This window comes from Polaromonas sp. P1_E1_2, from assembly GCF_056406035.1.
Genome location: NZ_JBFUAZ010000319.1, coordinates 1 through 4744, shown reverse-complemented (window position 1 = coordinate 4744; position 4744 = coordinate 1). Strand labels below are relative to the sequence as shown.

Below are 4744 nucleotides of genomic sequence, written 5' to 3'. Positions count from 1 at the left end.
CTGATCGATCAGCGTACCTCCTGGCAAATTGCAGGCAGGAAAGGGATCAAGGACGGCAGCGGAAAAATGACCTACTGACCCGGCCTCACCGGCGCTGCCTATAAGGCATCGCCGGATGCGTTTTGCAGCCGCCTGACCAATGCCACCAGTTGCGGCTGCACCTGCGTCATCAGGAAATGCGGCGAAAGATTGAACCCCGGGCCGCCGCAGCTCACCACCATGACGGAGCGTCTACCCGGTGGCCGGAATGCAGCAGCAATAGCGTTAACGTCCTTCTGCCAATCACCAAAAGACGCGCAGCAGCCGTGATCGCGGTAATGCGCCAGCGCCAGCGCCATCACCTCGCGGGTTTTAGGCCACGCTTCCTCGTCCTGGACCCGAATACGCTCAAGCAGGGTCTCACGCTCCTTATCCGAACAGCCGCACAGGTAGGCTCGCCCCATCGCAGTGCTGGCCAGTGGAATGCGCGAACCTACGTCCAGGCTGAGCGTGAGCGCAGATTCGCTGCGGCAGTTTTCCACATAAATCATGCTCAGGCGATCGCGTATCCCCAACGACACCATGGCCTGCGAACTGTCGGCGAGATCCTGCATCAGCGGCCTGGCGAGCTGCCGCATGTCCATGCGCGCCAGCATGGCGCTGCCCAGCGCCAGTACCGCACTACCCAGGCGATAACCGGCGCGACCGCTGGCGTCCTGCGCATGCTCGAGGTAGCCATGCTTGGTCAGCGTATAGRTCAAACGCGAAATCGTTGACTTGGGCAGGCCGCAACGGCGTGCCAGTTCCGTGTTGCCCAAGGACCGGTCTCGCGAGCGAAAAGCACTGAGCACATCCAGGCCGCGTGCCAATGCCGTCACAAAGTGCCGATCCTCCTTGGCATGGACGGGGCTGACCGTTCCGGGGGCCGACCTGGTGGGAACAGGAGATTGGGACATTACCAGTTCTGCATTGCGGAATAAAAAGTCCAGCGATTGTGGCACCCAGACGTCATTGCACTCATCACTCAAGGGAAATCCACTAGTGAAAATGTATCCTAATGTTTCACAATTTGAACAATGATCAGGAAAATAGTTCTGCAATGCAGAACAAGTAAGTAATCTTAATTAACCAGGAAGACTGATGGAACACAAAAAAATTCATCTCATGGCCAAAGCCCTGAGCTTTGCCGCCCTGCTGTCGGTTGTCCTTTCCGGGCAGGCGGCGCCGGCACGCGAAGATCTGGTGATCGGTCAGGTGGCGCCGCTGACAGGCACCATCGCCGGAACCGGTAACGAATACGTGGCCGGCGGCGCTGCGTATTTCGCCTATGTCAACGACAACGGCGGAATTTATGGTCGCAAGATACGCGTCGCACTGAAAGACGACAGCTACAAGCCGGAGCAGACCCTTGCCCTGACGCGCCAGCTGCTGGCCGAGGAAAAGCCTTTGGCACTGTTCGGTTTTGTCGGAACCGGCAACGTGCTGGCCCTGAACAAGAACAAGGTGCTTGAGGAAGCGGGCATCGCCCTGCTGGCACCTTACACGGGCGCCCAGGATTTGCGTGACCCGGTCAACCCCCTGATTTTCCACATCCGGGCCAGCTACGCCGACGAAACTGCCCGCATGGTGGAACACCTGCACACCATTGGCCTGCGCCGCTTCGCGGTGATGTACCAGGACGACCCCTTCGGCAAAAGCGGCCTGGCAGGTGCGGAAAGCGCGCTGAAAAAACTGGGCATGACGGCCGTGGCCACGGGCAACTACGACCGCACCAAGCCTGAGGAAGTCGATGGAGCGGTCGCGGCCATCACCCCGGCCAATCCTGACGCCATCATCATGGTTTCAGTCAACCGCGCCTCCGCCGCTTTCATCAAGAAGATGCGGGCACAAGGCAGCAAGGCTCGCCTGTTCAGTATCTCGGTGGTGAATTTCAAGGAACTGCTCAAAAATGCCGGGGAGGACAACGCCCGCGGCATCGGTATTTCCCAGGTCATGCCCTACCCTTATTCCACCCTGGCGCCGGTGGCCCGCGAGTTCCAGACCCTGATGGCCAAATACCAGCCGGACAAGGTGGTCTCCTACGCCAGCATGGAGTCCTTCATTGCAGCCAAGATTCTTGTTGAAGCCATGCGCCGCAGCGGTGCCGATCCAACGCGCCAGAAAATCATCACCCAGCTGGAGAAGATGAACAACTACGACGCAGGAGGCTTCAAGGTCAGCTTTTCGCCGGAGAACCGTGTCGGCTCGAAGTTTGTTGAAGTGACCGTGATCGGCCGCGACGGCAGGTTGCTCAAGTAGCGCGGCGCACTTCCAGGATCTCGTACTCCATCGCTTCCTCGTAGGTCTTGGCGTCGTTCAGCGCTAGGTGCAGCAGAATCCTGGGCGCATGGGCCTTGATAACCCTGTGCATCAACACGCCGACGACGACCATCGGCAGGCCCACCCAGAGGTAGCCGTACATGGAAAGCACCACACCGATGCCCAGGAGGGGCAAGGAAATGCCGACAACAAACAGGCGGTGCTTGACGTATTTTTGCGCACGCTCCGGATTCACGATCACGCGGAACCGGCCGTGCGGCAGGCCGGTGCGGAATTCCTGGTGCGGAACATAAATCGCTGACGGGCTTTCAGGGGGTTCAGTGCCTTCACTTTTTCCGGTCTCGATTCCGGTTTCGGAATTTGTCTCTGTCATTTTTTTTCCCGTCAGTTTGAATTCAACAAAATGCCGCAAGCGGCGCGGCAACTACACCACCGTCAGTTTGGCCACGCTCAGGGCCAGCCACTTCACACCGTGCCGCGTGAAGTTGATCTGTGCGCGTGCATCGTCACCGCTGCCCTCCAGCATCAGCACTTTTCCTTCGCCGAACTTGGCATGGAACACTTCCATGCCGCTTTTGAGTCCATGCGAAGGCGCATTCTTCTGAGGCGGCACCGGTGGGTTGGCAAAACGCTCTGCGCTGCCGGATTTTGAAGAAAAAACGCCGCTAGCCCAATCTCCACGTGCGCCACCAGCTCCTGAATTGCTAGCACCAGGCCATCCGCCGGAACCCATTCCCGACGCAAAACCGGGATTCTTCGGCGTGATCCACTTGAGGGCGGCTTCCGGCAACTCGTCAAAAAACCGGCTCTTGAGGTTGTAGCGCGTCTGACCATGCAGCATGCGGGTTTGCGAATGACTGAGGTACAGGCGCTTGCGCGCGCGCGTGATCGCGACATACATCAAGCGGCGTTCTTCTTCCAGGCCATCGCGGTCGCTCATCGAGTTCTCGTGCGGGAAGATGCCGTCCTCCAGGCCGGTGATGAACACGCAGTCAAACTCCAGCCCCTTGGACGAATGCACGGTCATGAGCTGCACTGCATCCTGTCCGGCCTGGGCCTGGTTGTCGCCCGACTCCAGCGCGGCGTGCGTGAGGAAGGCCGCCAGGGGCGACAACGTCTCGCCGGTTTCAATGTCGGGTGCCAGCGCCTCAGGCAAGGGCTCGTTCACCAGCGGCGCAGACGCATCCAGCCCCTGGCTGGCCGGCGACTGCGTGAGCCGCCCGCCCAGTTCATCGACCGGCAGCGCAACGGCATCACGGCCAAAGCCTTCCTGGCTGACGAAAGACTCGGCGGCATTGACCAGTTCGGCCAGATTCTCCAGCCGGTCCTGGCCTTCCTTTTCGGTCTTGTAGTGTTCTTCCAGCCCGCTGTGCTGCAGCACCAGTTCAATGATCTCCCGCAGCGTCAGCCCCGTGGTCTGCTCGCTCAGCACCTGGATCTTGGCGGCAAAGGCGCCGAGGTTCGCGCCTGCCTTGCCCGGCACGGCACTCACGCCGTCGTACAGCGAACAGCCGGCCGCGCGCGAAATATCCTGCAGCTGCTCAATGCTGCGCGCGCCAATCCCGCGCGGCGGAAAATTGACGACACGCATGAAGCTGGTGTCGTCGTGCGGGTTCTCCAGCAGGCGCAGGTAGGCGAGTGCATGCTTGATTTCAGCGCGCTCGAAAAAGCGCAGGCCGCCATAGACGCGATAAGGCACACCGGCATTGAAGAGCGCTGTCTCCATCACCCGGCTTTGCGCATTGCTGCGGTAGAGCAGCGCGATCTCCTTGCGCTCGGTGCCGTCACGTACCAGTTGCTTGACTTCATCCACAAACCACTGGGCCTCGGCAAAATCACTGGTCGACTCGTACACACGCACCGGCTCGCCCGGCCCCGCTTCGGTGCGCAGGTTTTTGCCCAGGCGTTTGCTGTTGTGGCTGATCAGCTCGTTGGCTGAATCAAGAATATTGCCGAAGCTGCGGTAGTTGCGCTCGAGTTTGATCTGATGTGTCACCTCGAACTCGCGCACAAAGTCAGCCATGTTGCCCACACGCGCGCCGCGAAAAGCGTAAATGCTCTGGTCGTCATCACCCACCGCCACCACGGAGCCGCCCGGCATGGCGTCCGCGCCCTGGGTCGCATCGGGCCCTTGCCCCGCCAGCATCTTGATCCAGGCGTACTGCAGCTTGTTGGTGTCCTGAAACTCGTCAATCAGGATATGGCGAAAGCGCCGCTGGTAGTGCTCGCGCACGGGGGCGTTGTCGCGCAGCAGTTCATAGCTGCGCAGCATGAGTTCACCGAAATCGACCACGCCTTCGCGCTGGCATTGTTCCTCGTACAGGGCATAAATTTCGACCTTCTTGCGGCCTTCTTCGTCGCGCACCTGCACGTCTTTGGCGCGCAGGCCGTCTTCCTTGTTGCCGGCAATAAACCACATCAGTTGCTTGGGCGGAAACCGTTCGTC

At 60.1% G+C, this 4744-nt stretch carries 4 protein-coding genes; 1 reads left to right on the top strand and 3 read right to left on the bottom strand.

Translation table 11 applies throughout. The features are described from left to right. Positions 1-98: 98 nt before the first annotated feature. Complete coding sequence (locus AC1D1P_RS14600) at positions 99-935, bottom strand: IclR family transcriptional regulator (protein ID WP_477673480.1); 837 nt, start codon at positions 933-935, stop codon at positions 99-101. A 184-nt stretch (positions 936-1119) separates the two neighbouring features. Here AC1D1P_RS14600 and AC1D1P_RS14595 point away from each other — a divergent pair, with 184 nt between their 5' ends. Continuing rightward, a complete protein-coding gene (locus AC1D1P_RS14595; RefSeq protein WP_477668013.1) occupies positions 1120-2277 on the top strand; it encodes an ABC transporter substrate-binding protein in 1158 nt (385 codons plus the stop codon). Here the strand turns inward: AC1D1P_RS14595 and AC1D1P_RS14590 are convergent. Together AC1D1P_RS14590 and AC1D1P_RS14585 are read right to left on the bottom strand one after the other, a co-directional pair. Continuing rightward, entirely contained in the window at positions 2270-2671 is a 402-nt protein-coding gene (locus AC1D1P_RS14590; protein ID WP_477668014.1) for a hypothetical protein, read from the bottom strand. The genes AC1D1P_RS14595 and AC1D1P_RS14590 overlap by 8 nt on opposite strands. 51 nt (positions 2672-2722) lie before the next feature. Further along, a partial coding sequence (locus AC1D1P_RS14585) for a 3'-5' exonuclease (RefSeq protein ID WP_477673479.1) occupies positions 2723-4744 on the bottom strand: 2022 nt, incomplete at its 5' end.

Excerpts from the sequence above, each read along its gene's own strand:
- AC1D1P_RS14590 (WP_477668014.1), bottom strand. The coding sequence starts at position 2,671 with ATGACAGAGACAAATTCCGAAACCGGAATCGAGACCGGAAAAAGTGAA.
- AC1D1P_RS14595 (WP_477668013.1), top strand. The coding sequence starts at position 1,120 with ATGGAACACAAAAAAATTCATCTCATGGCCAAAGCCCTGAGCTTTGCC.